At 67.8% G+C, this 24,019-nt stretch carries 22 protein-coding genes and 1 tRNA gene; 14 read left to right on the top strand and 9 right to left on the bottom strand.

Going from position 1 to position 24,019, the window contains the following annotated elements:
• Positions 1–98 precede the first annotated feature (98 nt).
• The 3 genes from AC6LKG_RS20680 to AC6LKG_RS20670 are packed head-to-tail and all read left to right on the top strand — an operon-like array spanning position 99 to position 4,725.
• The gene (locus AC6LKG_RS20680; RefSeq protein WP_498167568.1) at positions 99–2,021 is read left to right on the top strand and encodes a type I secretion system permease/ATPase; all 1,923 of its coding nucleotides are present in this window, start codon (positions 99–101) and stop codon (positions 2,019–2,021) included.
• A complete protein-coding gene (locus AC6LKG_RS20675; protein WP_498167565.1) occupies positions 2,018–3,370 on the top strand; it encodes an HlyD family type I secretion periplasmic adaptor subunit in 1,353 nt (450 codons plus the stop codon). Before AC6LKG_RS20680 ends, AC6LKG_RS20675 begins: the two co-directional genes overlap by 4 nt.
• A complete protein-coding gene (locus tag AC6LKG_RS20670) occupies positions 3,367–4,725 on the top strand; it encodes a TolC family outer membrane protein (protein ID WP_498167564.1) in 1,359 nt (452 codons plus the stop codon). The genes AC6LKG_RS20675 and AC6LKG_RS20670 overlap by 4 nt, the downstream gene beginning before the upstream one ends.
• Before the next feature lie 143 nt (positions 4,726–4,868).
• On the opposite strand, the gene AC6LKG_RS20665 is transcribed toward AC6LKG_RS20670, so the two are convergent.
• Entirely contained in the window at positions 4,869–5,804 is a 936-nt protein-coding gene (locus tag AC6LKG_RS20665; RefSeq protein ID WP_498167562.1) for a LysR family transcriptional regulator, read from the bottom strand.
• Positions 5,805–5,901: 97 nt separating this feature from the next.
• Between AC6LKG_RS20665 and AC6LKG_RS20660 the strand changes: the two genes are divergently transcribed.
• From AC6LKG_RS20660 to AC6LKG_RS20640, 5 genes are all read left to right on the top strand, one after another.
• The gene (locus AC6LKG_RS20660; RefSeq protein ID WP_498167560.1) at positions 5,902–7,377 is read left to right on the top strand and encodes an aldehyde dehydrogenase; all 1,476 of its coding nucleotides are present in this window, start codon (positions 5,902–5,904) and stop codon (positions 7,375–7,377) included.
• Positions 7,378–7,382: 5 nt separating this feature from the next.
• The gene (locus AC6LKG_RS20655; RefSeq protein WP_498167557.1) at positions 7,383–8,414 is read left to right on the top strand and encodes an NAD-dependent epimerase/dehydratase family protein; all 1,032 of its coding nucleotides are present in this window, start codon (positions 7,383–7,385) and stop codon (positions 8,412–8,414) included.
• 107 nt (positions 8,415–8,521) lie between these two features.
• Positions 8,522–9,481: a tripartite tricarboxylate transporter substrate binding protein gene (locus AC6LKG_RS20650; RefSeq protein WP_006385748.1), complete on the top strand. Its 960-nt coding sequence runs from the start codon at positions 8,522–8,524 to the stop codon at positions 9,479–9,481.
• Positions 9,482–9,669: 188 nt separating this feature from the next.
• A complete protein-coding gene (locus AC6LKG_RS20645) occupies positions 9,670–11,688 on the top strand; it encodes a hypothetical protein (RefSeq protein WP_498167554.1) in 2,019 nt (672 codons plus the stop codon).
• A gap of 38 nt (positions 11,689–11,726) precedes the next feature.
• On the top strand, positions 11,727–12,263 hold the full coding sequence (locus AC6LKG_RS20640) for a hypothetical protein (RefSeq protein WP_498167552.1): 537 nt from the start codon (positions 11,727–11,729) through the stop codon (positions 12,261–12,263).
• A gap of 119 nt (positions 12,264–12,382) precedes the next feature.
• Here AC6LKG_RS20640 and AC6LKG_RS20635 read toward each other — a convergent pair whose 3' ends face one another.
• From AC6LKG_RS20635 to AC6LKG_RS20620, 4 genes are all read right to left on the bottom strand, one after another.
• The gene (locus AC6LKG_RS20635; RefSeq protein ID WP_498167551.1) at positions 12,383–13,003 is read right to left on the bottom strand and encodes a glutathione S-transferase family protein; all 621 of its coding nucleotides are present in this window, start codon (positions 13,001–13,003) and stop codon (positions 12,383–12,385) included.
• A gap of 18 nt (positions 13,004–13,021) precedes the next feature.
• Positions 13,022–13,600 carry a 1,6-anhydro-N-acetylmuramyl-L-alanine amidase AmpD gene (gene ampD, locus AC6LKG_RS20630; protein ID WP_498167550.1) on the bottom strand — a complete coding sequence of 193 codons (579 nt, stop codon included), beginning with the start codon at positions 13,598–13,600 and terminating at the stop codon, positions 13,022–13,024.
• A gap of 194 nt (positions 13,601–13,794) precedes the next feature.
• Positions 13,795–14,061: a PP0621 family protein gene (locus AC6LKG_RS20625; protein WP_498167548.1), complete on the bottom strand. Its 267-nt coding sequence runs from the start codon at positions 14,059–14,061 to the stop codon at positions 13,795–13,797.
• 1 nt (position 14,062) lies between these two features.
• Positions 14,063–14,905 carry a cytochrome C assembly family protein gene (locus AC6LKG_RS20620; RefSeq protein WP_498167546.1) on the bottom strand — a complete coding sequence of 281 codons (843 nt, stop codon included), beginning with the start codon at positions 14,903–14,905 and terminating at the stop codon, positions 14,063–14,065.
• 106 nt (positions 14,906–15,011) lie between these two features.
• On the opposite strand from AC6LKG_RS20620, the gene ffh reads away from it, so the two are divergent.
• A complete protein-coding gene (ffh, locus tag AC6LKG_RS20615; RefSeq protein ID WP_049076369.1) occupies positions 15,012–16,418 on the top strand; it encodes a signal recognition particle protein in 1,407 nt (468 codons plus the stop codon).
• Positions 16,419–16,599: 181 nt separating this feature from the next.
• Here the strand turns inward: ffh and lysM are convergent, their stop codons facing one another.
• From lysM to trmB, 4 genes are all read right to left on the bottom strand, one after another.
• Positions 16,600–17,046, bottom strand: coding sequence for a peptidoglycan-binding protein LysM (gene lysM, locus AC6LKG_RS20610; protein ID WP_498167545.1), 447 nt, complete (start codon positions 17,044–17,046; stop codon positions 16,600–16,602).
• 273 nt (positions 17,047–17,319) lie between these two features.
• The gene (gene thiS, locus AC6LKG_RS20605; RefSeq protein WP_498167544.1) at positions 17,320–17,520 is read right to left on the bottom strand and encodes a sulfur carrier protein ThiS; all 201 of its coding nucleotides are present in this window, start codon (positions 17,518–17,520) and stop codon (positions 17,320–17,322) included.
• 12 nt (positions 17,521–17,532) lie between these two features.
• Positions 17,533–18,474 (bottom strand): prolyl aminopeptidase, encoded by a 942-nt coding sequence (pip, locus tag AC6LKG_RS20600; RefSeq protein WP_498167542.1) that lies wholly within the window; start codon positions 18,472–18,474, stop codon positions 17,533–17,535.
• Entirely contained in the window at positions 18,474–19,244 is a 771-nt protein-coding gene (gene trmB, locus AC6LKG_RS20595; RefSeq protein ID WP_498167540.1) for a tRNA (guanosine(46)-N7)-methyltransferase TrmB, read from the bottom strand. The genes pip and trmB overlap by 1 nt, the downstream gene beginning before the upstream one ends.
• Before the next feature lie 181 nt (positions 19,245–19,425).
• Between trmB and AC6LKG_RS20590 the strand changes: the two genes are divergently transcribed.
• From AC6LKG_RS20590 to AC6LKG_RS20570, 5 genes are all read left to right on the top strand, one after another.
• Entirely contained in the window at positions 19,426–20,337 is a 912-nt protein-coding gene (locus tag AC6LKG_RS20590; RefSeq protein WP_498167538.1) for a LysR family transcriptional regulator, read from the top strand.
• A 187-nt stretch (positions 20,338–20,524) separates the two neighbouring features.
• A complete protein-coding gene (locus AC6LKG_RS20585) occupies positions 20,525–21,718 on the top strand; it encodes a CaiB/BaiF CoA transferase family protein (RefSeq protein ID WP_498167535.1) in 1,194 nt (397 codons plus the stop codon).
• A gap of 40 nt (positions 21,719–21,758) precedes the next feature.
• Complete coding sequence (locus AC6LKG_RS20580) at positions 21,759–22,721, top strand: hydroxymethylglutaryl-CoA lyase (RefSeq protein ID WP_498167533.1); 963 nt, start codon at positions 21,759–21,761, stop codon at positions 22,719–22,721.
• An 87-nt stretch (positions 22,722–22,808) separates the two neighbouring features.
• Positions 22,809–23,798 carry a Bug family tripartite tricarboxylate transporter substrate binding protein gene (locus AC6LKG_RS20575; protein WP_498167530.1) on the top strand — a complete coding sequence of 330 codons (990 nt, stop codon included), beginning with the start codon at positions 22,809–22,811 and terminating at the stop codon, positions 23,796–23,798.
• Positions 23,799–23,877: 79 nt separating this feature from the next.
• Positions 23,878–23,951, top strand: a tRNA-Gly gene (locus AC6LKG_RS20570).
• The last annotated feature ends 68 nt before the right edge of the window (positions 23,952–24,019 follow it).

The raw sequence follows: 24,019 nt of genomic DNA, 5'->3' as shown, positions 1-24,019 counted from the left end.
ATATGTAAAAAAAACAACCCCGAACCCCCCCCGCGAACGTCTTTTTGTTTATTCATTCCGCAACTCCCGGCCCTCCAGCCGGACAAGGACACACCACCATGCAGCAAGACCAGAAGCGCGCGGGCGCGGCACCGGAAGGGGGCGCGCTGGAGATCAAATCGCTCCTGGCGCGCTTTCGCAGGGGCTGGTACAGCGTGGCCGCGTTCAGTGTCGCCGCCAACCTGCTGATGCTGGCGCCGTCGCTGTACATGCTGCAGGTCTATGACCGCGTGCTGGCGTCCGGCAACGTCTTCACGCTGGTGATGCTGAGCCTGATGATCGTCGGTTTGCTCGCGCTGATGGGCGCGCTGGATTACGCGCGCAGCGCCGTCATCATCCAGATCGGCGCGCACTTTGACGCGGCGCTGTCCGGGCGCGTGCACGAAGCGGCGTTCCAGCGCGGCCTGGCGGGCATGCCCGCCAATGCGGGGCAGGCGGTCAACGACCTGAACACCGTGCGCCAGTTCCTGACCGGCAGCGCGGTGTTCGCGTTCTTCGACGCGCCGTGGTTTCCGCTGTTCCTGCTGGTGATGTTCCTGTTCCATCCCTGGATGGGCACGCTGGCGTTGGCGGGAACCATCATCCTGGTGGCGCTGGCGTGGCTCAACGAGCAGGTGTCGCGCAAGCTGTTGGCCGAGGCGGGCGGGTTGTCGGTGCGGGCCGGGGTGGAGGCCGAAGGGCAACTGCGCAATGCCGAAGCCATCCAGGCCATGGGCATGCTGGACCGGTTGCGCGCGCGCTGGCAGCGGCTGCATGTGGGCTATGTACGGCGCCAGGGCCTGGCCAGCCAGCGCTCGGCGATGATCGCGAGCCTGTCGAAGACGGTGCGGATGGCGCTGCAATCGCTGGTGCTGGGGTTGGGCGCGTGGCTGGTGCTGCAAAGCCATGTCAGCGCCGGCATGATGATTGCGGGCTCGATCCTGATGGGGCGCGTGCTCAGCCCGATCGATCAGGTGATCGGTGCCTGGCGGCAATGGGCGGGCACGCGGCTGGCGTGGCGGCGCCTGCAGGAACTGCTGACGACGTATCCGAAGCCGTCGACGGGCCTGACGCTGCCCGACCCGACGGGCGCGTTGCGGTTGGAGGGCGTGACGGTGACACCGCCGGGCGCGGCGCAGCCGACGCTGGTGAACGTGTCGTTCGCGCTGGAGCCGGGGCAGGTGCTGGGCGTGGTCGGCCCGTCGGGCGCGGGCAAGTCGACGTTGGCCCGATTGGTGGCGGGTGTGTGGCCGGCCCGCCTGGGCACGGCGCGGCTGGATGGAGCCGACCTGAAGCAATGGGACCGTGCGCGGCTGGGTGAGTGGCTGGGTTATGTGCCGCAGGACGTGGAGTTGTTCTCCGGGACCGTGGCCGAGAACATCGCGCGCTTTCCTGGGCCGGACAGCGATGGCGAGGGGTTGGCCCGGCGGGTGATCGATGCGGCGCGGCTGGCCGGCGCGCACGACATGATCCTGGCCCTGCCGCGCGGGTATGACACGCCGCTGGGCGCCGGAGGCCAGGGATTGTCGGGCGGGCAGCGCCAGCGCATCGCGCTGGCCCGAGCGTTGTTCGGCACCCCGCGCCTGGTGGTGCTGGATGAACCCAACGCCAGCCTGGACGACGCGGGCGAGCAGGCCTTGCTCGATGCGTTGGGCCGGCTGCGCGAGATCGGCGCGACGGTGGTGCTGGTGACGCACCGGCCTAAGGTGCTGGCGGCGACCACGCACTTGCTGTTGCTGCGCGATGGCCGCGCGCAGCGCTTCGGCGCCACCCATGACGTGTTGCGGCCGGGGCCCGAGGGGGCGCCCGGGGCGAGGCCATCACCGCCAACGGCATCCGCCGAGCCGGGCGGCCGTGCGGCGACGATGGCCGGCGCGACGGAGGCGTCAGCGTCCGGCGTGGCCGGCTCGCCGGCACAGACGCGCCCGGGCGGGTCAGCGGCGCAGGTCTATCCGTTGGCCGGTGGCGCGTTTGCGGGGCGAATCTTCGGAGGCAAGGCATGACGGGGCGCGCCGCGGGCAATCGGGTGGTGGTGTTGCGGCCCGAGCTGAACAAGGGCGATGCGGGCGCGGTCGATACCGAAGACCATGGCGGCTGGTCGGCCCGCTTCGGCTGGTGGGTGCTGGCGCTGGGCTTTGGCGGTTTCCTGGCGTGGGCGGCATGGGCCCCGCTGGACAACGGCGTGGCGATGCCCGGCATCGTGGTCGTGACCGGCGAGCGGCAGGCGGTGGACAGCATCGAGGGCGGCGTGGTGAGCGCCTTGCTGGTGACCGAAGGCGACCAGGTCCGGGCCGGCCAGGCGCTGGTGCGGCTGGACGACACCCGGGTGCGTGGCGAGGCGCAAAGCCTGCGCGCGCAGCAGGCAGCGGTCATGGCCCGCGAAGCGCGCCTGCTGGCCGAGCGCGATGGCCGCGATGATCTTGCGCCGCCCGATGCCCAAGCGAACGCCGAAGCGGCCGCCGCCTACGCGATGGAGCGCCAACTGTTCGCCAGCCGGCGGGCGACGCTGGCGGGCGAGCTGGCTGGCATCGACGCGACGCTGGCCGGCAGCCGGGCCCTGGCCGCCGGCCTGGAATCGACCTTGGCGCACAAGCGCACGCAACGCACCCTGTTGCGGGAACAGGTCGGCAACCTGCGCGATCTGGCGCGCGAAGGCTACGTGCCGCGCAACCGGGTGCTGGACCTGGAGCGCAGCCTGGCGCAACTGGACGGTGACATGGCCTCGGACATGGGCGCGCTGGGCCAGACCCGCCAGCAGATCGCGGAACTGGCGCTGCGCGGCCAGCAACGCCGCGACGCATTCCAGCGCGAGGTGCGCACCGATCTGGCGGAGACCCGCGTGCAGCGCGAACAGTTGACGCAGAAACTGGCGGCGGCGGAATTCGATCTGGCGCACAGCGAGATCCGCGCCCCGGTCAGCGGCACCGTGGTGGCGCTGACCGCGCACACGGTGGGCGGCGTGGTGCAGCCGGGTTCGCGCCTGATGGAGATCGTGCCCGAGGACGTGCCGCTGGTGGTCGAGGGGCGCTTGCCGGTGGAGTCCATCGACAAGGTGCGCACAGGCCTGCCGGTCGAGCTGATGTTCACCGCCTTTGATGCCAGCCGCACGCCACGACTGGAAGGCACCGTGACGTTGGTGTCGGCGGACCGGTTCGATGATGACCGCAACGGTCGTCCCTACTATCGCCTGCGCGCCGATGTGGCGCCGGGTCAGTTGCGCCGCATTGGCGATGCGCCGCTGCGCGCCGGCATGCCGGTGGAGGTGTTCGTGCGCACGGGCGAGCGCTCGCTGCTGAATTATCTGTTCAAGCCCTTGCTCGACCGTGCGCGGCTGGCGTGGGGGGACGCATGAATCGTTGGCGGGGCGGGCGCGCGGCGGCGTGGATGTTGGTGGGGGCGCTGTTGCTGCCCGCGTTGGGGGCGGCGCAGGCGCTGGATTTTCAGCAGGCGTACACGATGGCGCTGGCGTCCGATCCCACCTGGCAGGCCGCGCAGGCCCGCGAGCGGGCCGATGCGCAGGAAGAGGCGCTGGGGCGTGGCGGCTTGCTGCCGATCCTGAGCTACCACTACAGCGGCGCCCGCAACGATACGTCGTCGCGCCAGGAGACGCGGTTTGGCGCACTGGAGCAACGGTCGCGCTATGCCAGCTCCGCCTCTGGCTTCACGTTGAGCCAGCCGTTGTTCGACGCGGCGGCCTTTGCGCAGTACCGGGCCGGGCGCGAGCGCGCCGAGGCGGGGGGATTGACGTTGCAGCGCGCCCGCCAGGCGCTGGCGGTGCGCGTGCTGCAGGCGTATACCGCCGTGCTCTACGCGCAGCAAGCCTTGGCATTGACGCAGTCGCAGGGCCGTTCATTGCAGGAGGACGCGCGCCGCAGCGAACGCTTCGTGGCGGCGGGCCAGGGCACGCGCACGGATCAGTTGGAGATCGAGGCGCGCGCCCGCGTGGTGCAGGCGCAGGAGATCGAGGCGCGGGACAAGTTGCGCGATGCGCGCAATGCGCTGGCCGCGATTGTCGGCCGGGCGCTGGCCGAGCAACCGCTGGCTCCCTTGCGGGCCGCCGCGCTGGCCGGGCTGGCCGTGGAGGGGCGCGACCTGCCGGCGTGGCGCGAGCTGGCGCTGGCAAGCAACCCCGAATTGCTGGCGCAGCGGCACTTGCTGGAAGCCAGCCGCCAGCGCTACGAGGCCGCCCGCGCGGGACATCTGCCGACGGCCAGGCTGGTGGCCCGCAAGCAGTTGACGCATTCCAATGGCGAGAACCAGATCGGGCAACGTTATGACACCGGTTCGGTGGGCATCGAGGTCAGCATTCCGCTGTATTCCGGCGGGCGCACGTCGGCGGCCAGCGGCCAGGCGCTGGCCGAGCTGGAAGAAGCGCAGCACAAGCTCGATGCCGCCACGTGGGCGTTGCTGGATGACCTGACGCGGCAGTTCCATACCTTTGCCAGCAGCCGCGCACGCATCGCGGCCTACCGGCAGGCCGCCGAGGCCGCCGCATTGCGCGTGCAGGCCACGCGGCGCAGCGTGCTGGGCGGCGAGCGCACCAACCTGGACGTGCTGGACGCGGAGCGCCAGCGCTTCGAGGCGCTGCGCGAACTGGACCGCGCGCGCTACGACAACCTGTTGGCGTGGCTGACGCTGCGCTGGCAGGCGGGGGTGCTGGACGATGAAGACGTGGCGCGCATCGGCGCGCTGTTCGCGGCGGGCTGATCCCGCGTTTGAACGGAAGCCGCGGCCGAGAAGGCCCCCGCGACCGCGCGACAGGTCGCGGCGGCTTGGCGTGGCGCGGTTCGTCATTCGCCGTGCCCGCCTTCCTGGCCGCTTACGCTGGCTGACAGGCGCAAGCGGCCGGCTCACTTCACGGGCGGCAACGGCAACAGCCGCCCCGCGATCTGGTCCATGGCCGTTTCCAGCTGCGCCGCCAGCGCCTGAGCGGCCGGCGACAGCGAGCGGTCGCGCCGATGCAGCAGGCCGATGGCGCGGCGCGCCGAGGCGTCGCACAGCGCCGCCGCGCGCAGTCCCGACAGGTTCAATTCCGGCAGCGCCAGGCGCGGCAGCACGCTCACGCCCAGGCCCTGGCGCACCATGCCGGCGGCGGTGCCCATGTTGGTCACGTCATAGCGCAGCGCGGTGGCGGGCGAGCCGGTTTCCTCGCGCACCGCGCGGTCGAACTGCTGGCGCGCGTTCGAGCCTTGCGACAGCAGGATCAGGTCATAGCGCAGCACGTCGCGCCAGTGCAGCGGGCCGCGCTTTTTCTCCAGGGCATGGCCGGCCGGGTAGATGGCGCAGAAGCAATCCTGTGCCAGCGGCGCGAACGACAGGTCCGGCGTCGGCTCGGCCAGCGTGCCAACGGCGAACTCGATCTGGTTGGTGCGCAGCATGGCCACCAGTTCGTCGTTGTGGGCCTCGACCACGCGCACCTTCAGCGCCGGATGCAGTTGGCGCAGCGCGCCGACCGCCACGGGCAGCAGCGCCAGCGCGGTCGAGGGCAGGGCGCCCAGGGTGACGTTGCCGCGCCGCACCGCCGCCAGGTCGGCCAGGCTGCGATAGGCTTCCTCCAGGTCGGCGATGGGCCGCTGCGCGCGGGCATGGAAGTCCTGCCCGGCCGAGGTCAGGCTGATGCTGCGGGTGGTGCGTTCGAACAGGCGCAGGCCCAGCACGTCCTCCAGGTCCTGGATCAGCGCGGTGAACGAGGGCTGCGTCACGCCGAGCTGACTGGCGGCGTGGGTGAACGAGCCGGTGTCGACCGCCAGCAGGAAGGCCTTGAGCGACCGGTACTTGATATTCATAGCCATAGACTAAGAATATAAGAAAAATATCGAATTGTGCCTAATAGTCGACCGGCCGATGATGCGTCTACCGAGACCTCTGGATTGCCCCGACCTTATGCAAGCATCGAGCCCAAAGCCCTTCCGGTTGGGCGCCGAATGGCGCCACGGCCAGGACGGCGACGCCGTCATCACCTCCATCAATCCCGCCGACGGCAGCGTGGCCGGCATCGTCACGCGCGCCTTGCCGCGCGACGTGGATGCCGCCGTCGCCATCGCCTGGGACGCGTTCCAGCGCCAGCCGTGGCGCAAGCTGCGCCCCGACCAGCGCGCCGCCACGCTGTACGAGATCGGTCGTCGCCTGGCCGCCGAACGCGAGCCGCTGGCGCGGCTGCAGATGATCGACAGCGGCAAGCCGTGGAAGGAATGCCTGCACATGGTCGACAGCGCGGCCGGGCATTTCCGCTACTACGCCGCGGTGTGCGAGACCTGGCAGAACGAGATGACCTCGCCGCGCGGCGAGTATTTTTCGATGGCGCTGGCCGAGCCGTTCGGCGTGATCGCGGCCATCACGCCGTGGAACTCGCCCATCATGAACGAGGCGCAGAAGGCCGCGCCGGCGCTGGCGGCCGGCAACGCGGTGCTGCTAAAACCGTCCGAGGAAACCCCCCAGTTGGCGCTGGAGCTGGCGCGCATCTGTGCCGAGGCCGGCCTGCCCGAAGGGCTGCTGACGGTGCTGCCGGGCCACGGCGAAGACGTCGGCGCCGCGCTGGTCAAGCATCCCGGCGTGCGCATGGTGTCGTTCACCGGCGGCACCGAGACTGGCCGGGCCATCGGCGGCATCGCCGGGCAGCGCCTGATTCCCGTGGGCCTGGAACTGGGCGGCAAGTCGCCGCACATCGTTTTCGATGATGCCGACCTGGACCGCGCCGTGGCCGGCGTGGTGTCGGGTATCTTCGGCTCGGCCGGGCAAAGCTGCGTGGCCGGTTCGCGCCTGTTCGTGCAGAAGTCCATCTATGGCCGCTTCATGGAGGCGCTGGTGGAACGCACGCGCCAGGTGCGCGTGGGCCTGCCCGATGATCCAGCCACGCAGATGGGGCCGCTGGTGTCGCGCGCGCATCGCGACAAGGTCGCCGGCTATGTCGACATCGGCCGCGCCGAAGGCGGCCGCGTGCTGGTCGGCGGCGCCGCGCCGGATCGCGCCGAGCTGGCCAACGGCTGGTTCTACCTGCCCACGGTGATAGACGGCCTTGGCAATGGCGCGCGCGTCTGCCAGGAGGAGATCTTCGGGCCGGTGCTGGTGGCGCTGCCGTTCGAGGACGAGGAGGACGTGATCGAGCAGGCCAACGACACGCCCTTCGGCCTGGCCGCCGGCATGTGGACCGGCGACTACGCCCGCGCCTGGCGCGTGGCGCGCGAGATCGAGGCGGGCTCCATCTGGATCAACACCTACAAGCAATCGCATATCGCCACGCCGTTCGGCGGCTTCAAGGCCAGCGGCATCGGCCGCGAGAAGGGCCTGCATGGCCTGCGCCTCTACAGCCAGGTCAAGAGCCTGTACTGGGGCATGCACAATCAACCGATGGGACTGTGAATCACATGACGACCGACAAGAAAAGCGCGGCGCTGCCGCTGGCCGATGCCCGCATCCTGATCGCCGGCGCCGCCAGCCTGGTGGGCTCGCACACTGCCGACGCGCTGCTGGCCGCCGGCGTGCGCGAGGTGATCCTGCTGGACAACTTCGCCTTTGGCACGCCCGAGGCCATCGCCCACCTGCAAGACAATCCGCGCGTGAAAGTGGTGCGCGGCGACCTGATGCGCCTGCCCGACCTGCTGGCCGCGACCGAAGGCGTGGATGGCGTGCTGCACCTGGCCGCCTACATGACGCTGGGCTTCGCGCAGACGCCGTGGCAAGCGGTGGACGTGAACATCCGCGGCGCGCAGAACATGCTGGAAGCGTGCCGCGCCAACAAGGTGAAGAAGTTCGTGTTCGCCTCGTCCAACGCGGTCTATGGCTACGGCAGCGGCATCGCGGGCGCGCTGGTCGAGAACGGCCCGTTCCATTCCGTCGGCGCGCCGCCCGCGGCGATCCTGTACGGCGCTTCCAAGATCATGGGCGAACAGCTGTGCCGCCAGTACTTCCAGAAGTGCGGGCTGGACTATGTGGTGTTGCGCTATTCCACCGTGTATGGCGAGCGCCAGCACTACCGCGCCGCGAATTCGCTATACATCATGGAGACCTATGACCGCGTGCGTCAGGGCGAGCGTCCCGTGCTGCCCGGCGACGGCACCGACACCAAGCACTTCGTGCATGTCTCGGACGTGGCGCGCGCCAACGTCGCCGCGTTCCAGAGCGACGCTACCGATGTCGCGGTGAACGTGTCCGGCCCGGCGCCCATCACCACCGGTGAACTGGTGCGGCTGGTGCTCGACTACTGCAAGAGCGACCTGGAACCGGAGATCCGGCCGGACCCTCCGGGCACCGTGCGCCTGACCTCGGGCGGCGCTTTCCATATCCCGCACGATCTGGCGGGACAACAGATCGGCTGGCAGCCGCAAGTGGGCATGGCCGAAGGCGTGACGCGCCTGCTGGCGTGGCGCGAGGCGCAGGAAGGGGGGAAGGTCGGTTAGGGAACAGTTTGACCCGGGGCGGCCGTCGCAGCCGTCCCGCGTGACCGGCCGGCATTTCCGGCCAGTCACAACGCATAACAACAGCACTACCCAAACAGGAGACAACCATGTTCTTTTCACGCAAGGCGGCCGCTCGCGCCGCGCTGTCCGTGGCCGCGCTGTGCGCCGCATGGCCGGCCTGGGCCTGGCCCGACCATCCCATCGAACTGGTGGTGGGCTTCGCGCCCGGCGGCGGCACCGACCTGACGGCGCGTTCGCTGGCGGTGTTCCTGGAAAAGGAGCTGGGCACCACCATCGTGGTGCAGAACAAGCCGGGAGCGTCCAGCGCCATCGCGCTGTCGTACGTGGCGCGCGCCAAGCCCGACGGCTATACGCTGGCGATGACCAACATGCCCGGGCTGGTGTCGCTGCCGATCGAACGCAAGGCCGGCTTCACCACGGCCGACTTCACCTACCTGGCCAACCTGGTGCGCGATCCCAGTGCCTTCAGCGTCGCCGCCGACAGTCCGTACCAGACGCTGGACGCCTTGATCAAGGCGGCGCGCGAGAAGCCGGGTTCGATCAGCTATGGCTCGACCGGCGTGGGCACCGATGATCACCTGGCGCTGGTGCTGTTCCAGAACCTGACGGGCACCAGGCTCAACCACGTGCCCTACAACGGCGCGGGGCCGCTGCGCAGCTCGGTGCTGGGCGGGCACACCGTGATCGGCGGCCTGAACCTGGGCGAAGTCATGCCCTACCACGGCAAGAACATGCGCGTGCTGGCCCAGGCCAGCGAGACGCGCTCGCCGCTGGGGCCGGACGTGCCGACCTTCAAGGAACTGGGCGTGAACCTGGTGTTCGCCTCCGAGCGCGGCATTGTCGCGCCCAAGGGCTTGCCGGCGGATGTCGCCGAGAAGCTGCGCCAGGCGTTGGGCAAGGTCGCCGCGAATCCGGAGTTCCAGGCGCAGATGAAGCAGCAGTTCACCGAGATGGATTACCTGGATGGGCCGCAGTGGCAGGAACGCCTGAAGCAGGATGATGGGCGGCTGCGGAAGATCTGGGCGAGCACGCCCTGGGTGGAGTAGCGCGTCAGATGGGGTCTCCGCGATTGCGGCGACATGCTCCGGATCGCGGGACGCGGGCCCGTGTCTGAGAACTGGTCTGAATTGCGGCTTTTTTTTACTGTAAATCGCGGCTCAACCGTTTATGTCTATAGACGGTCGCCCGCGTGCCTGCGGGCGGCTATTGATGATCCGTGATCAGGAGCCGCATCATGCCTACGCCTACGCTTGCCCCCGTCACCGTTTATGGCACTTGGCCGCCCGAGCCGCCGAGTTGGGGCGGTGGATTAGGGTCTGGGCTGTGGGACGGCATCGGCTGGTCTTACTTCTCGACGCCCCGGATCGTTCCCGCGTGGTACATCGCGCAGATTCTCAACCAAAAGGAAGCGTATTACTTTTCGCACTACAGCCAGGAATCGAGGTATTACCACGATCCGAAGACGACGCGCGGGATGGTGGAACCGTTGGTCAATGCGCTTATTCCGGAGACGGGAAAAGTGTTGGGGTACATGCAAGACTTGCTGAAAAGCAGTCTGGACGAGTCCTCCTTCAAGATTCTCAAGGCGATGGCGCGTACCCATGCTTACTTTATGCAGAGCGTCTTCAGTTGGAGCGCAATCCAAAAAGACATCGCTTCTGGCACGGATCCCAAAGTTGCAGTGGGCTCGGAGGTGGCATCCGTAGCGGTCAGCGCGATGATCGCCGGTGCGCTGGCCGGATTGGCCGGTGCGCTCATTGCTATCGAGGGGCCCGCCGCCGTTGCGACCATTGCCATCAACATCGGCGTTTCGACGCTGTTGGATACGCTTGGACTGAAAGGGGAGGCCGCCAAGCTCATCAACGATGCCCTTGCTGGTGCCGAAAAGCATATATCGGCCGCAGGGGAGACCCCCACGGCGACAACGCCATCACCTGATGAAGGCGATCATCAGGCACCTCCAGCAAACGTTGAGGCTGGCTCGCCGGCGCAAGGCGAGGTACCGCCTTTTAATGATGACGTTACGATTTTTTCCGACTACCAGCTTTATTTGGCTATGAAGGAAATAGGCGCGCATCCGGATGACTATCCAGATGCTGCGGCGATCCTGCCCGCAATTCTTGCGGACGTCGCAGACAGGATTGTGAGTGGCGATGACCCAGGTATTGAGGCCAACGGTAATGGTTCAGTCCTGCGGACGCCGCCAGAGATTGTGCACTATGCCGACATCGAGCCGGAGAATGGCGTGAAGTCATTCGTGGGGGAGGATGGGAAGTCTTATCTGTTCATCGGCGACGACACTCCGAGCGAAATGGCGGGCGGCGATGCAATCAACTGGTTCATGCCGGGAAACGACGATGAATGGTCCAACAAGGTTGTCGGCAATCCGGATGGCTACAACGTGCTGGACTTCTCCTTAAGTGAATGGGGTGTCGATATCACTGTGAATGGCAACGATCGCATGGACAAGTGGATAGCGGATCGGGCCAACGCGCTTGGGCTGAAGAACTATGAAATCAATCACCATTTCCTCACCCATGAGAACGCCCTTGGGAAACTCCGTGGGTACGCACCTGTGGCGTTGAAATCCGGTTCTATGAGCTCATGGAGCGAGGAGGAATATCGCAATATCGACTATGTCATCGGCAGTGACCATGACGACATTTTTGTCGGCGATGTACTTGGAGGAATGACTTTCACTGGCCGTGGCGGCAACGACACCTTCGTCGTGCACGGCGGCGGCAATCGCATCGTCTTCAACGATGGCGATTTCGCAGACCCCGGCACCGGGGAAATTACGACAAAGTTCATCCACGGGCTGACCACGGCTCGCGAAGCGCGCGATTTCAACCTCAAACACTACCAACCCGCTTATATGGGGGGATTTGGGGGGCTGCGGATCGAGCCGGATGTGTTGGATTTTTCAAATCTGGATGGCGATCTGAGTACCGCAGGGCATCAGGCCATGCGGTTCATCGGAACTGGCAAGTTCACCGGGCATGCTGGAGAACTTCGATATGTGACCGAGGACCATCACGGAATTGAATGGCCCGTTACTCACCATGACGATAGCGGTTGGTGGTGGGCATCCACCGTGCGATTGGAGGGAGACAGGACCGGAGACGGAACCGCGGACTTATTCATTGAGTATACAAACTACACCGATCCTTCCACGCCGTATGGATGGATGATAGCTGGGGTGGTCGGCGCCAATTACCCCTATCTCGATGGTGACAATCTGTTCTTCGGTTAAACGGAGATATATGGGATGCACGGGTTCTGGAGATAGTGATGCGTTCGGGTTTTACATACACCGGCTTGTTCGAGACCAAGGAAGACGGCACGACAATCTACTATTACGGTAGACGGGATGGTCATGCGCTCGGATACCACGTGGACGAGGCCGCCATGCGTTCCATCCGGCGGTTGTACGCGGAGTTATTCGCGGCTTCGGTCTTTGGCATCTCTCCTGCGTTCACCGCGGGGTATCGCTGGACGGCGCTGCTGCTTGCAGCAGTGGCGGCCGCTTTCTTTTATGTTCGGCACGACAGGTTCATCAAGACACTGCCGGTTTCGCTCTATCCACGGCCCCCGTTCAGGAAACGGGTGATGTTGATCGGCAGAAGCATGTCTTATGCCCTGATCGTGCCTAACATCTTTCTGCTGCCCGCTGTCGCCGCCCTGGCATTTTCAAAGCTTGATGGCGCATCCCGATTGAGCCCGGCCCTGATATGGTCGGTCGTCATCGTCGCGTTTGCGGCGTGGGCAGTAAATTTCGCCTTCCTGTTTGCCAAGATCAAGGCGCGGGTCGGCTGGCGCGGGAGATAGTCGTGCCACGACCGTGAAGCCAATACTGTCGTGGACAGTGTTGGCCGTTTCTGTCTTTGGATGGCTGTTCAGCGCCGCCATGTTATCCATCGAGGTCACGATGTCGGGACGCTTTCCCCTCACTCCAACGGCAACGTCAACACCCCCTGCGGCGCCGGTCGCATCATCACGCGCCGGTACCACGCCGAGAGCGCCGGGGTGTCCGGCCGCTCGATCGGCAGCGCCAGCCAGCGGTGCGCCGAGCACACCAGGGCGATGTCGCCCATGGTGAGGTGGCGGCCGGCGATGAACTCGCGGCCTTGCAGCGCCTGGTCCAGAATCTGGGCGCGGGCATTGCTGCGCTTGACCGACAGGTCAATGGCGGCGTGGTCGCGCTTGGCTTCCGGCGTGCGGACCAGGCCCAGGAAGGCCGGGCCCATGGCGCCCTGCCATTCGGTGGTCTGCCAGTCCATCCAGCGGTCGGCGTCGGCGCGCAGGCAGACGTCCTCGGGCCACAGGGTGCCGGCGCCGTAGCGGGCGGCCAGGTAGCGCACGATGGCGTTCGATTCCCACAGCACGAAACCGCCGTCGTCGATGGCGGGCACGGTGCGGTTGGGGTTGATTTTGGCGTACTCGGGCGTGTCGACCACGCCGAACGGGCCGCCGGCCTCGATGAAGGTGTGCGGCAGCGCCAGTTCGCGCACGGCCAGCATCACTTTCTGCACATTGACGGACGTCAGCCGTCCCCAGATCTTCAACATAACCGGTCCTTGTAAGGGTCAGACGGGCGGCAACTGCCGCCGCGCAAAGCCGCTGTCGCGCCCGAAGCGCGTCCAGTTGAAAGCGGGCCCCGGGTCGGTCTTGCGGCCCGGCGCGATGTGTTCGTGGCCCCAGGCGGCCGCCAGCGGGTAGCGTGCGCGCAGCACCGGCGTCAGCCGGCGCAGGGCAAGGTACTGTTCGTCAGTGTAGGGCAGGGTGTCGGTGCCTTCCAGCTCGATGCCAATGGAGAAGTCGTTGCAGCGCTCGCGTCCGGCGAAGCGCGACACGCCGGCATGCCAGGCGCGCGCGTCGGTGGAGACGAACTGCACGATGCGGCCGTCGCGGCGGATGAAGAAATGCGCCGATACCCGCAGGCCGCGCAGGCGTTCCAGCCACGGATGCGAGCCGTAGTCCAGCGTGTTCAGGAACAGGCCGGCCACCTCGGGGCCGCCGAATTGGCCGGGCGGCAGGCTGATGTTGTGCAGCACCAGCAGCGACACCTGGGCGCCGTGGGGACGCGCGTCGCAATTGGGGGAGGGCAGTCGGGAAACGCCCGGGGCCGGCGCCAGCCAGCCGTGTCGATCCAGAAGCAGAGGCATGGGACGAAAGCAGGTTGGTATCCAACATGCATTATGCCGCGTGTGTAAAAAAGGGGGCGAATGCGGGGCGCGGGCCCTCCGGGGGGCGGCGCTGTCGTGCGCGCTGTGGTGGGCGAGCTTCCCGTGGCGGGTTAGCGGGCTGGGCTGGCGGCTGGCCGGTAAATGCGGGCCGGCCAGTCGTTCAGACCAGCCTTTTATTTCGGCGCCGGTCCCAGCCGGGCGTGTTCCTGGCTGCACCAAGTCCGGCCACCTTGCAGCAAGGCTTCGGAACGCGGCAGGTGGATGCCGCAGTGGGCGCAGCGGACCATGGCCTCGGGCGCGCCAGCGGCGGGCGGGCTGGCCGTGCCACGCGGCTTGGCGCCCGTTGGAGGTTCCTGGCGGGCGGCGGCCATGCGGCCGGCGATGCGCGCCACGAACAGCACGCCGATGATGATGACGATCCAGAACAGCAGTTTGCCCACGTCAGCCTCGATGCAGAATGACTTCCAGCACGAACCGGCTGCCGGTGTAGGCCAGGATCAGGAATCCGAACCCCGTCAGGGTCCAGCGCAGGGCGACGCGGCCGCGCCAGCCCCAGATGTGGCGGCCGGCGAGCAGCACGCCGAAGGTCAGCCAGGACAAGAGGGTGAAGACGGTCTTGTGGTCGAACGGCAGGATCTGGCCGGTGAGCTTCATGGATGCGATCGAGCCGGAACCCACGGCCAGCGTCAGCACCACGAAGCCGATCCAGATGATGCGGAAGAGCAGTTGTTCCTGCACCAGCAGCGGCGGCTGCGAGTCCAGCACGCGGCCGATGATGCTGCGCTCGGCGGGGGCGTCCAGGGGGCGGTGCAGGTGGCGGTCCAGCAGCGCCATCAGCATGGCGTGCAGGGCGGCGATGGTGATCAGGCCGTAGGCGGCCAGGGCGATCAGCAGGTGCACGCGCAGCCAGGCGTTGTTGGCGTGGGGCACGAACTGTCCTTGGGGAAACAGGGCGGCCAGGCCGCTGGCCAGGGTGGCGGCGGGCAGCAGCAGCAGTTGCAGGCCGTCGATGCGCACCACCAGGCTTTCGAGCCAGAAGACCACCATGCCGAGCCAGACGGCGGCCGACAGGGCCAGCGCCCAGCCGATGAACAGGTGCGGGGCTCCCAGCATGGATTGCTGCAGCCCGATTCCATGGAGAACCAGGGCGCCCAGCAGGCACAGCCGGGCGACCTTGCCCGTCTGTTCGACTTCGCCGGCGCCGGCCAGGCGGATCCAGAGGGACCCTCCCAGCACGGCGTACGCCAAGGCGGCCGCTGTGTGAAATACAATGCCTAGTGACATAGAAACCGTTGTCTGGATGGGGCCTGGGGGCGCATGCCGCCCGACAGTGCGCAATCCGCGCCTGCGGCCACCGTTCAATCAACTAGTTTAAGCGGAAACGCCTCTCATGCTCGATAACCTAACTCAACGCCTGTCGCGCGTCGTCAAGACGCTGCGCGGCGAAGCCCGCCTGACCGAGGCCAACACCCAGGAAATGCTGCGCGAAGTGCGCATGGCGCTGCTGGAGGCCGACGTGGCGCTGCCCGTGGTGCGCGATTTCGTGGCCCGGGTCAAGGAAAAGGCGCTGGGCGAAGAAGTCGCCAGCAGCCTCAGCCCCGGCCAGGCCCTGGTCGGCGTGGTCCACAAGGAACTGACCGCCCTCATGGGCGGAGACCTGGGCGCCGATTCCGGCGAACTGTCGCTGGCGGTGCAGCCGCCCGCCGTCATCCTGATGGCCGGCCTGCAGGGCGCGGGCAAGACCACCACCACCGGCAAGCTGGCCCGCTGGCTGAGCGAAGGCCAGCACACCCAGCACGGCCGCAAGACCGGCAAGAAGAAGGTGCTGGTGGTGTCCGCCGACGTCTACCGTCCGGCCGCCATCGACCAGTTGAAGAGCGTGGCGGCGCAGGTCGGCGTCGATTTCCTGCCGAGTGATCCCAGCCAGAAGCCCGAGGACATCGCCCGCAACGCGGTCGATCATGCCCGTCGCCACCACTACGACGTGCTGATCCTGGACACGGCCGGCCGCCTGGGCATCGACGAAGCCATGATGCGCGAGATCCGCGCGCTGCATGACCTGGTCAAGCCGGTCGAAACGCTGTTCGTGGTTGACGCCATGCAGGGCCAGGACGCGGTCAACACCGCCCGCGCCTTCGCCGAGGCGCTGCCGCTGACCGGTGTGGTGCTGACCAAGCTGGACGGCGACGCCCGCGGCGGCGCGGCCCTGTCGGTGCGCCACGTCACCGGCAAGCCGCTCAAGTTCGTCGGCGTCTCGGAAAAGCTCGACGGCCTGGAGCCGTTCTACCCCGAGCGCATGGCGCAGCGCGTGCTGGGCATGGGCGACATCGTCTCGCTGGTCGAGCAGGCCCAGAAGAACATCGACATCGCCGAAGCCCAGAAGCTGGCGGCCAAGATCAAGTCGGGCAACAAGTTCGACCTGAACGACTTCCGCGACCAGCTTGGCCAGGTCAAGAAGCTGGGCGACATGGGCTCGCTGCTGGAAAAGCTGCCGGCCCAGTTCCAGCAGGCCGCCGGCCAGCTGCAGGGCGGCCAGGCGGAAAAGCAACTGCGCCGCACCGAGGGCATCCTCAATTCCATGACGGCGGCCGAGCGCGCCAAGCCGGAACTCATCAAGGCCTCGCGCAAGCGCCGCATCGCGGCCGGTTCGGGCGTGCCGGTGCAGGAAGTCAACCGCCTGCTGGCCCAATTCGAGCAGATGCAGGGCATGATGAAGCAGATGAAGAAGGGCGGCATGGCCAAGATGATGCGCGCCATGGGCGGCATGAAGGGCATGGGCCGCTTCATGAAAGGCTGACCGGCGCGGCGGTGCCCGGCGGCGGGGGCGGTCCCTCGGGGCTGCCGCTGACTGCCGGCGCTTGTCCCCGGGATTTCCACCAAAAAAATGGCCAGGCGTTGCGCCTGGCCAAATCATCGCGGCAGGCAGGGGGTTCTGCGCCGCGACACGGGCCCGCAAGGGCCCATTCTGTTTCGTGGCCTTACGACAGGGGCGGGATGCGCAGCACCTGGCCCGGGTAGATCTTGTCGGGGCTGGTCAGCATCGGCTTGTTGGCCTCGAAGATCAGGGTGTTCTTGGCGCCCTGGCCCTTGCCGTATTGCGCCTCGGCGATCTTCCACAGGTTGTCGCCCTTCTGCACCGTGTACATCTTGGCCTCGGGCGCGGCCTGCTTGACCTTCAACTGGTTGTCCACCGCGGCCACGCCGACGGTGTTGCCTAGCGCCAGCGCGATCTTCTCGGCGGCCTCGGTGTTGGCGGCCTCGCCGGTGACGGTGACCTTGTCGCCTTCCACCGAGATCTGCAGGCCATCGGCGTTCAGGCCGTGCTTGTCGAGTTCCTTCTTCAGTTCATCGGGCGTCGCCGCCTTGGCTTCGCTGGCACCGAAGAGTTTTTCTCCAACGTCCTTGATGAAATTGAGCAGACCCATCGTGTTTCCTTTGTCTATGTAGCGGTGAGAGAAAGAGCGATGCGTGTCAGGGCGCGCGGCCCGCGGATATCCTGCGCACGGTGCCGACGATGGTGTCGCCCTGGAACCCCAGCACAACGATTATGACCCTTATGGCCCATGCCGTTGCCGCCAGGCGAGGGGTTAACGTGTAACAGGTTGCTAGTCCGCCGTCAGATTGATGAAAAAAGGCTGCATTGCTGCAGCCCTTTTTGCGATATTCGATCTTTCGCAGGGGGGAGGCGTAATGCCGCTTCAACCCCCGCCCACCGCCACCACGATCTCGATCTGGTCGCCATCGGCCAGCGCGGTCTGTGCGTGCTGGCTCTTGGGCACGATTTCGCCGTTGCGTTCCACCGCCACGCGCTTGCCGGCATAGCCCAGCGTTTCAAGCAGTTCGTTCACCGTGGTGTCGAGCGGAAATTCACGGGCGTCGCCGTTCAGGGTGATGTGCATGGGTCGGTCTCCTCAGCGTTTGGCGTAGGCGTCGGTGGCGGCGATCAGGCGCGCCAGCGTGCCGGGTTCGTCGAAGGCGTGGCCCGCGTCGGGCACGATGTGGAATTCGGCCTCGGGCCAGGCGCGATGCAGGTCCCAGGCGCTGCGCGCGGGCGTGCAGACATCGTAGCGGCCCTGCACGATGGTGCCGGGGATGCCGCGCAGCTTGTGGGCGTCGCGGATCAACTGGCCTTCTTCCATGAAGCCGGCGTTGACGAAATAATGGTTTTCGATGCGGGCGAAGGCCAGCGCGGCGCGGTCGGCGGCGTGGCTCTGCTGGTGGCGCGGGCTGGGCAGCAGCGTGATGGTGCTGTCTTCCCATTTGCTCCAGGCCTTGGCGGCGCGCAGTTGCTCGGCGGGATCATCGCCCGTCAGGCGCTTGTGGTAGGCCGCCACCAGGTCGCCGCGCTCGGCTTCGGGGATGGGGGCCAGGTACTCTTCCCAGCGATCGGGGAACAGCCACGACGCGCCTTCCTGGTAGAACCATTGCACCTCGGCGCGGCGCAGCGTGAAGATGCCGCGCACCACCAGTTCGCTGACGTGCTGCGGATGCGTTTCGGCATAGGCCAGCGCCAGCGTCGAGCCCCACGAGCCACCGAACACCAGCCACTGGTCGGCGCCCATGACTTCGGTGCGCAGGCGCTCGATGTCGGCCACCAGGTGCCAGGTGGTGTTGCTGTCCAGGCCGGCGTGCGGCGTCGAGCGGCCGCAGCCGCGCTGATCGAACAGCAGCACGTTGTAGCGCCGCGGGTCGAACAGTTGGCGATGCACCGGCGAGCAGCCGCTGCCCGGGCCGCCGTGCAGGAACACGGCGGGCTTGCCCTGCGGATTGCCGCAGAGTTCCCAGTAGACCTGGTGGCCGTCGCCGGTATCCAGGATGCCGTGGCGGTAGGGTTCGATCGCGGGGTAGAGCATCAGGCGACTCGCTTGAATATCAGGTCCCAGACACCGTGGCCCAGGCGCAGGCCGCGGTTCTCGAATTTGGTGAGGGGGCGGTAGTCGGGGCGCGGCGCGTAGCCGTCCGTGGTGTTCTTCAGTTGCGGCTCGTTGCCCAGCACGTCGAGCATCTGCACCGCGTAGTCTTCCCAGTCGGTGGCGCAATGGATGTAGCCGCCTGGCGCAATGCGGCTGGCCAGCAGCGCGATGAACGGCGGCTGGATCAGGCGGCGCTTGTGGTGGCGCTTCTTGGGCCAGGGGTCGGGGAAGTAGATGTGCACGCCGGCCAGCGAGTCCGGCGCGATCATGTCGCGCACGACCTCGACCGCGTCGTGCTGGATGATGCGCAGGTTGGGGATGCTGGAATCCTCGATGCGGCGCAGCAGCGAGCCGACGCCGGCGTTGAACACTTCCACGCCCAGGAAGTTGTCGCCGGGACGGGCCAGCGCGATCTTCTCGGTGGTCTCGCCCATGCCGAAGCCGATTTCCAGCACCGTCGGCGCTTCGCGGCCGAAGGCGGCGGCCGGGTCCAGGCGCCGGGCGGCGTAGGGAATCGACCATTTGCCCAGCAGTTGCTCAAGCGCGGCCTGCTGACCCTGGGTGATGTGGCCGCGGCGATGCACGAAGCTGCGGATATGGGTGGCGCCCGGGCTGTTGGGGGCGTGCGCGGCGCTGGCCAGCGCGGCTTCGGTCTGGGGGGAAACCGGCGCGGGCGCGTCGGGGTTGCCGGGTGTTGCGGGGGTGTTCACGGGAGGATTCCCAAAGCTGTTCGTTGTCATAGGCGGGATTGTAGTGGCAGCCCCGCCGGGCTGCAGTCCGCCTTGCGGATTAAATAGGGACTTATTGCCCGCGACCGCCCTGGGGGGCGGTGACGGAGGCGGGCCGCGCTATAGTGCAGCCGCGGCGCCCGCCTGGCGCCGCCCGTCCGCCATGAATATCGCCCGCATCGACCTCGTCACGCTCTCGCTTTTCGTCTCGGTGGCCCGCCAGGGCAGCATCTCGGCCGGCGCGCGCCAGTCGCACCTGGCGGTGGGCGCGGCCAGCAAGCGGATCTCGGACCTGGAGGCGGCGCTGGATACCCAGCTGCTGTACCGCAATGCGGCCGGCGTCGAGCTGACCGAGGCCGGCCAGGCCTGCCTGGTGCATGCCCTGCGGGTGCTGCAGGAAGTCGAGCAGATGGCCGGCACGCTGTCGGACTATGCCCGAGGGGTGCGCGGGCAGGTGCGCATCGCCGCCAATACCTCGTCGCTGACGCAATTCCTGCCGGAAGACCTGGCGTCCTTCATGGAGGCGCATCCCGCGGTGCGCATCGACCTGGAAGAGCAGAACAGCAGCGACATCGTCACCGCCGTGCTGGAGAACCGCGCCGACATCGGCGTGTTCGCCGACCGCACGCCGGCGGCGGGTCTGGCCACCGTGCCTTACCGGCTCGACGAGCTGGTGCTGATCGTGCCGCAGCGCCATCCGCTGGCGCGCCAGGCCAGCGTGGCGTTCGCCGATACCCTGGCCTACGATTACGTCGGCCTGCCGCCCGCCACCTCGCTGGCCACCCGCCTGGCCGACGAGAGCGGCCGGCTGGGCCGCGACATGCGGCTGCGCATCCAGGTGCGCAGCTTCGACGCCATCTGCCGCATGGTGGCCGCCACGCGCGGAGTCGGCATCCTGCCGCGCCTGGCGGCCGAGCCGCACGCGCGCTCCATGCCCATCCGGCTGATTCCGCTGGCCGACGATTGGGCGCGCCGCTGGCTGCTGCTGGGGGTGCGCGACGCCGACGCGCTGCCGGTGGCGGCGCGGCTGCTGCTGGCGCATCTGCGCGGCGCGCAGGGCCCGGGCACGGCCTAGAGGCCTGTTCACACGAGAAAGTGCTCCGTGGCGGCCGGCAATCGGTTGCCCTGCCTGGGCGGGGCGCGGCCGCCGCGCCGGGCTTTCTCGATCCGGGAATGCCCCTTTCCCGAATCGTCCATTCCGCCGCCGCGGCCGATGACGCACACTGCCCGCCATCATCGGTTGGATGCGCCCGGGAGGCGACATGGCAGGGCAGATACTCGCCGGCATACGCGTGCTGGAACTCGGACAACTCATCGCGGGGCCGTTCGCCGCCAAGACGCTGGCGGACTTCGGCGCGCAGGTCGTCAAGATCGAACCGCCGGGGCAGGGCGATCCGCTGCGCAAGTGGCGCCTGCTGCACGAGGGCACCTCGGTGTGGTGGGAGGCGCAGTCGCGCAACAAGCAGTCCGTGTGCGTGGACCTGCGCCAGCCCGAAGGCCAGGATATCGTGCGCCAGCTGGCGGCCGAGGCCGACGTGCTGATCGAGAATTTCCGTCCCGGCACGCTGGAGAAGTGGGGCCTGTCGTGGGAGACCCTGCACGCCTTGAACCCGCGCCTGATCATGTTGCGCATTTCGGGCTACGGCCAGACCGGCCCCAAGGCGCGCGAGCCGGGCTTTGCCGCCATCGGCGAAGCCATGGCCGGCCTGCGCTACCTGAACGGCGAGCCCGGCCGCGCGCCGGTGCGCGCCGGCCTGTCGCTGGGCGACACCATCGCCGGCCTGCATGGCGCGCTGGGTGTGCTGCTGGCCTTGTACCAGCGCGATGCCCGTGGCGGCCAGGGGCAGGTGATCGACGCGGCGCTGTACGAGAGCCTGTTCAATCTCAGCGAGAGCCTGTTGCCGGAATATTCGGTGTTCGGCGCGGTGCGGGAACCGGCCGGCGCGTCGCTGCCAGGTATCGCGCCGTCCAACGCCTATCCGTGCCGCGACGGCTACGTGCTGATCGCGGGCAACGGCGACGCCATCTATGCACGTCTGATGGCGCGCATCGGCCGCGACGACCTGGGCCGCGATCCCGAGCTGGCGCACAACGACGGCCGCGCCCGCCGCGTGGCCGAAATCGACCAGGCCATTGGCGCCTGGACTGGCGAACGCGCCATCGACGAGGTGTTGCAGGCGATGCGCGAGGCCGATGTGCCGTCGGGCCGCATCTATTCGGTGGCCGACATCGCCCACGACCCGCACTATCAGGCGCGCGGCGCCATCACACGCCTGGAAGCCGCCAGCGGCATCGCGGTGGACATGCCGGCGGTGTTTCCGTGCCTGTCGGCCAACCCGGGCGCGGTGCGCGAGCGCGCGCCGACGCTGGGCGAGCACACCGATGCGGTGCTGGCCTCGGCCGGGCTGAGCGTGGAGCAGCGCGAGGCGCTGCGGGCGCGCGGCGTAATTGCATGAGCCATCACTCTTCACTTTGTCTGGCATCGAGGATGCATTCATGAACACCGGTTCCCCCGTCCTGGAGATAAACGAGGTCGGTCCGCGCGACGGCTTGCAGATCGAGGCCCGCATGGTGCCCACCGAAGACAAGATCGCCTTCATCGATGCCTTGTCCGACTGCGGCTTCGCCCGTATCGAGGTCACCAGCTTCACCTCGCCAAAGGCGATTCCGGCGCTGGCCGATGCCGGCGCCGTGATGCAGGGCATCCGCCGCCGGCCCGGCGTGATCTATACCGCGCTGGTGCCGAATATCCGTGGCCTGGAGCGGGCGCTGGAAGCCGGCGTTGACGAGATGAACCTGGTCATGTCGTGCAGCGAGACGCACAACCGCGCCAACCTGCGCATGACCCGCCAGCAATCGTTCGACGAACTCAGCCAGGTGCTGGCCGCCGCCGCGCGCGCCGGCGCGCCCTGCAACGTGTCGCTTTCCACCGCGTTCGGCTGCCCGTTCGATGGCGACGTGCCGGCGCAACAGGTGCTGGATCTGGCGGCCAGGCTGGCCGACGCCGGCGCCCGTGGCATCACGCTGTGCGACACCACCGGCATGGCCTATCCCAGCCAGGTGGGCGAGCTGTGCGCACAGGCCGCGCAACGCCTGCCGGGCATCGCGCTCACCGCCCACCTGCACAATACACGCGGCATGGCCCTGGCCAACGCCATCACCGCGTGGCAGGCCGGCATCACCCGCTTCGACGCCGCCGCGGGCGGGCTGGGCGGCTGTCCCTACGCGCCCGGCGCCAGCGGCAACGTCAACACCGAAGAACTGGTGCACATGTTCGAGTGCATGGGTGTGAAGACGGGGGTGTCGCTGGAACCGCTGTTCGCCATCCTGCGCGGGCTGCCCGCGCTGGTCGGCCGCGAGCTGCCCATCGCGCTGCTGCGCGCCGGACCGCGCCTGGCCGCGCATCCGCCGCCCGAATGGCTGGCGCAACGCTTCGGCGCCGCGCCGCAGGCCGCATAACCGCATAACCGCATAACCGCTTTTTCCGATTCACACCATGCGCCTGCCACCGGGCGCTTCCTACAAAAACAGCAAGGAGACAACCTCATGACCGCTTTCCGCCCCGTTCCCGTTCTACGCGTCTGCGCCGCCGTTGCGCTGGGCCTGGCCGCCAACGGCGCCGCCCACGCGCAGGCGGATTTCCCCAATCGCCCCGTCACGCTGATCGTGTCGGCGGCGCCGGGCGGCACCACCGACATCGCCGCCCGGCTCATTGCGCAGCCGCTGGGCGCGGCCCTGGGACAGAGCGTCGTGGTCGAGAACAAGCCCGGCGCCTCCGGCGGCATCGCCGCGCAGGCCGTGGCCCGCGCCAAGCCCGACGGCTACACGCTGCTGCTGCAATATTCGGGGTTCCAGGTCATCACCCCGCACGTCACGCCGACTTCCGGCTGGGACCCGATCAAGGACTTCGCGCCGGTGGCCAATGTGCTGTCCGCGCCCCAGGTCGTGGTGGTTCGTCCGGACCTGCCGATCAAGTCGCTGAAAGACCTGGTCGCGTACGCCAAGGCGAACCCGGGCAAGCTCAATTACGCCTCGTCCGGCAATGGTTCATTGCAGCAGGTCGCCACCGAACTGCTCAACCAGATGGCTGGCACGCAGATCACCCACATCCCGTACAAGGGCACCGGCCCGGCGCTGAACGACCTGCTGGGAGGCGCCGTCGACATGACCATCACCACGCCGCCGCCGCTGCTGGGCCAGATCGCCGCCGGCAAGCTGCGCGCGCTGGCCGTCACCGGCAACGCGCGCCTGGCGTCGCTGCCGGACGTGCCGACCGCGGCCGAGGCCGGTTATCCCGGCCTGATCGTTTCGTCCTGGTTCGCCATGTACGCGCCCAAGGACACGCCCGCGCCGGTAGTGGACAAGATCGCCGGCGAAATCCAGAAGATCATGCAGACCGACGCCTTCCGCAAGAAGGCGGCCGAGCAGGGCGCCGAGGCCGAATTCATGGGGCCGAAGGCGCTGGGCGCCTACACCCAGGCCGAACTCGAGCGGTGGGGCAAGGTGGTGAAGGCGGCGGGGATCACGGCGAACTGAAGGCGGTGGCCTGGGGAGGAAAAACCCAGGCTATAATTCTTGCCTCTGCTCCGGTCTTGCGCCGGAGCACGACACCCGAGCGGGTGTAGTTCAATGGTAGAACGGCAGCTTCCCAAGCTTCATACGAGGGTTCGATTCCCTTCACCCGCTCCATCGCCGATTCCCTGCATGAGCTCGCTCCGGCACCGTGTGCCTGATTCCCCATCGGGGCGGCGCGTCGC

Source organism: Achromobacter sp. 46006 (assembly GCF_059761975.1).
This window is presented reverse-complemented; position numbering and strand designations above follow the sequence as displayed.